Source organism: Pantoea sp. CTOTU49201, assembly GCF_032054795.1.
Lineage (GTDB): Bacteria > Pseudomonadota > Gammaproteobacteria > Enterobacterales > Enterobacteriaceae > Pantoea > Pantoea symbiotica.
This window is the reverse complement of the sequence record NZ_DAMBSA010000417.1, coordinates 1-3,977: the sequence shown is the minus strand read 5'-3', so window position 1 is coordinate 3,977 and position 3,977 is coordinate 1. Positions and strand designations below refer to the sequence as shown.

The 3,977-nt window shown below is 57.9% G+C and carries 4 protein-coding genes; 2 read left to right on the top strand and 2 right to left on the bottom strand.

Features of this window, described 5'->3' with window-relative positions; translation table 11 throughout:
* Both RTY00_RS21260 and araA read left to right on the top strand, forming a co-directional pair.
* On the top strand, nt 1-961 hold a 961-nt coding region (locus RTY00_RS21260), incomplete at its 5' end, for a ribulokinase (protein ID WP_312666052.1).
* Between the two features lie 12 nt (nt 962-973).
* Complete coding sequence (gene araA / locus RTY00_RS21255; RefSeq protein WP_312666050.1) at nt 974-2,476, top strand: L-arabinose isomerase; 1,503 nt, start codon at nt 974-976, stop codon at nt 2,474-2,476.
* A gap of 211 nt (nt 2,477-2,687) precedes the next feature.
* Here the strand turns inward: araA and yjfF are convergent, their stop codons facing one another.
* Complete coding sequence (gene yjfF, locus RTY00_RS21250) at nt 2,688-3,674, bottom strand: galactofuranose ABC transporter, permease protein YjfF (RefSeq protein ID WP_154152392.1); 987 nt, start codon at nt 3,672-3,674, stop codon at nt 2,688-2,690.
* A partial coding sequence (locus RTY00_RS21245; RefSeq protein ID WP_409519158.1) for an ABC transporter permease subunit occupies nt 3,671-3,977 on the bottom strand: 307 nt, incomplete at its 5' end. The genes RTY00_RS21245 and yjfF, both read right to left, overlap by 4 nt.

The following is a 3,977-nucleotide window of genomic DNA, read 5'->3' as shown; positions in this document are numbered from 1 at the left end:
CGAAGAAACCTGGACCGCCGATGTGCCGGTTGGCACGCTCAGCAGCGAATGGGCGCAGCGCCTTGGTTTATCAGAAAAGGTAATACTTTCGGGCGGCGCGTTTGACTGCCACATGGGCGCGGTCGGTGCCGGTGCGCAGCCGTATACGCTGGTGAAAGTGATTGGTACCTCAACCTGCGACATTCTGATTGCCGACAGCGACACCGTTGGCGACCGCGCCATCAAAGGAATCTGCGGCCAGGTGGATGGCAGCGTGGTGCCGGGCGCGATTGGCTGCGAAGCCGGTCAGTCAGCGTTTGGCGATATTTATGCCTGGTTCAGCCGCCTGCTCGGCTGGCCATTGCAGCAGGCGGCGCAGCAACATCCAGAACTGCAACCGCAGTTAGCCGCGCTGCAAAAAGATCTGATCCGCAACCTCACCGAAGCCTGGGCGGCCAATCCGCAGCTCGATCATCTGCCGGTGGTGCTCGACTGGTTCAACGGCCGCCGCACGCCGGATGCTAATCAGCGCTTAAAAGGCGTGATCACCGATCTCAACCTTGGTACCGATGCGCCCGCGCTGTTTGGTGGCCTGATCGCCGCGACCGCGTTTGGCGCACGCGCCATTATGGAGTGTTTCGAACAGCAGCAAATTCCGGTGCAGAGCATCCTGACGCTCGGCGGCATCGCCCGCAAATCCCCCGCCATCATGCAGGCGTGCTGCGACGTGATGAACCGTCCGCTGGATATCGTTGCCTCTGACGAGTGCTGCGCGCTCGGTGCTGCCATTTTTGCCGCCGTCGCTGCGGGCGTATATGCCGATGTGCCTGCCGCCCAGCACGTGATGGCCAGTCCGATTGATGTCACGCTGCAACCCAACGCCGAGCGCGTGGTGGTTTATCAGCAACTTTATCAACGTTATCAAAACTGGTGCCAGGCCGCTGAACCGCAGTATGCCGCACGCACCGCATCCGCTCAGTAAAGGAGAGAGTTTATGGAACAGCACAACGCACAACAGGTGTGGTTTGTTATTGGTACGCAGCACCTTTACGGCGCGGAAACCTTGCGTCAGGTGGAACAGCACGCTCGCCAGGTGATGGAAGGCTTGAATCAAGCTGGCACTTTGCCGGTGTCGCTGGTGCTGAAGCCGCTGGTGAAATCGCCGGACGAAGCGCTGGCCTTATGCCGCGCTGCCAACCACGACAATCAGTGCGTCGGCATCATTACCTGGCTGCACACCTTCTCGCCAGCCAAGATGTGGATTGGTGGCCTGAGCATCCTGAATAAGCCGCTGCTGCAATTCCATACCCAGTTCAATGCGGAGATTCCGTGGGACAGCATGGATATGGACTTTATGAACCTCAACCAAACCGCGCACGGCGGCCGCGAGTTTGGCTTTATCGGCGCGCGCATGGGCTTGCAACACAGCGTGGTGACGGGTCACTGGCAGGATAAAGCTAGCCAGCAGCGCATCGGACGCTGGATCAATGCCGCGCTGGCAAAACAGGCCAGCCAGCAGCTGAAAGTGGCGCGCTTCGGCGACAACATGCGCGAAGTGGCGGTGACCGAAGGCGATAAAGTCGCGGCACAGATTCAGTTTGGCTATTCCGTGAATGGCTGGGGCGTGGGCGATCTGGTCGAAGTGGTCAACAGCGTCAGCGATGGCGATGTCAACGCGTTGATTGACGAATATGAAAGCCAATATCGTTTTACCGATGTAGCAGCGGTCAACGGCGAAAAACGTCAAAACGTACTGGATGCGGCGCGCATTGAGCTCGGTCTGAAGCGTTTCCTAGAAGCCGAGGGCTGCAAAGCCTTCACCACCAACTTCCAGACCTTGCACGGCATGACGCAACTGCCCGGTTTGGCGGTGCAGCGCTTAATGGGCCAGGGCTACGGCTTTGCCGGTGAAGGTGACTGGAAAACCGCCGCGCTGCTGCACATCCTTAAGGTACAAGCGGGCACGCGTGCAGGCGGCACCTCCTTTATGGAGGATTACACTTATCACTTCTCACCGGGCAACGATTTGGTGCTGGGCTCGCACATGCTGGAAGTGTGCCCGTCCATCGCCAAAGAGGAGAAGCCGCTGATTGATGTGCAGTTCCTCGGCATTGGCGACAAAGCCGATCCAGCGCGCATGATCTTCTCCACGCCAGCCGGACGCGCGGTGAATGCCAGCGTCATCGATATGGGCGATCGTTTCCGTTTGCTGGTGAATGTGGTGGATGCCATCGAACAGCCCAAACCGCTGCCAAAACTGCCGGTGGCGCGTGCGCTGTGGCGTGCCCAGCCGTCGCTGGCAACGGCCTCCGAAGCCTGGATTCTTGCCGGCGGCGCGCACCACACGGTGTTCAGCCAGGCGCTGGATCTGGATGATATGTATCTGTACGGCGAGCTGAACGGCATTGAAGTGCTGGTGATTGATGAGGATACGCGCTTACCGGCATTTAAAGATGCCCTGCGCTGGAATGAGGCGTATTACCGCCTGGCACGTTGATGTGATCTGGAATGAACAAGGCCGCGATGATTCGCGGCCTTTTTGTTGGTGGCGGTCACCATAAATGGCGACCCTACATCTTCGTAGGGTGCGCATTCATGCGCTCCTGGTGTAAAACAGCGATGAAATTATCCATGAGGACAGGAAAGACCAGCACGATCAAGTAGCCACCAAGCTAACCAGGTGGCCATTAATGGCCACCCTACGACAATTACGAGGTTAATCTTTTGACAGGTGCGTTCTGCTGGCGATCCCACATAACCGTTAACAGGCGTTGCAGCGCGATAAAGGCGAACAGCAGAATGCCGATGGCGATCTTGGTCCACCATGAACTCAAGGTTCCGTCGAAGTTAATCCAGGTCTGGATCAATCCCTGAATCAACACGCCGAACAGCGTGCCCAACACCGTGCCGACGCCGCCGGACAACAACGTCCCGCCAATCACCACCGAGGCAATCGCGTCCAGTTCCACACCCAATCCCGCCAGCGCATAACCCGCCGAGGTATAAATCGAGAACACAATGCCCGCCAGCGTCGCCAGCGTGGTCGACAACATATAAATCTTAATGGTGGTCGCGCGCGTAGAGACGCCCATCAGCTGCGCCGAAGTCAGGCTGCCGCCAATCGCATACACCTGATTACCAAAACGCGTGCGGTGCGCCAGAATAATGCCGCCGAGCACCACCACCAGCATAATTACCGCCAGCAAGCTCAAACGGCCACCGCCGGGGATCTTCCACGCGAGGCTCGACAGCGTGGTGTAAAGCGGATGATCGATGGGAATCGAATTCTCCGACACCAGATAGCTGCAGCCGCGCAGGAAAAACATCCCCGCCAGCGTAATGATAAATGCCGGAATTTTCAGCGCATCGATCAACCAGCCCATCATCGCGCCAAACAGGGCGCCCATCGCCAGCACCAGCGCAAACGCCAGAATTGGATCGAGATGATAATCGCCAATCACCCGCGCGAGGAACACGCCGCTGAAGGCGATCACCGCGCCCACCGACAGATCAATCCCGCCGGACAAAATCACGAACGTCATTCCCACCGCAATAATGCCGAGGAAGGCATTATCGGTGAGGATATTGCAGATCACGCGCGTTGAGGCGAAGCCGGGAAATTGACTCAGGCAAAACAGATAACCCGCCACAAACACCAGCAGCGTGATCATCAAGGGCAGATGACGTTTAATCATTTCGGGCGTCTCCGTTTCAACATGGCAATAAAGCGTGGCGACTGCAGCAGCAGCACGCACATCACCACCACCGCTTTCACTACCTGATTGAGTTCAGGCTGGAAGCCGGACAGCAAAATACCAGTATTCATCGACTGAATAATCAACGCGCCAATCAGCGACAGCACCAGATTAAAGCGTCCGCCCATCAGCGAGGCACCGCCAATCACCACCGCCAGAATCGCATCCAGCTCCAACCACAAACCGGCATTATTGGCATCGGCCCCACGGATATCCGCGGCAACGATCATGCCCGCCACCGCC

Bases quoted from the DNA above. Each gene is read 5' to 3' on its own strand.
- araA (WP_312666050.1), top strand. From the start codon at position 974: ATGGAACAGCACAACGCACAACAGGTGTGGTTTGTTATTGGTACGCAG.
- yjfF (WP_154152392.1), bottom strand. From the start codon at position 3,674: ATGATTAAACGTCATCTGCCCTTGATGATCACGCTGCTGGTGTTTGTG.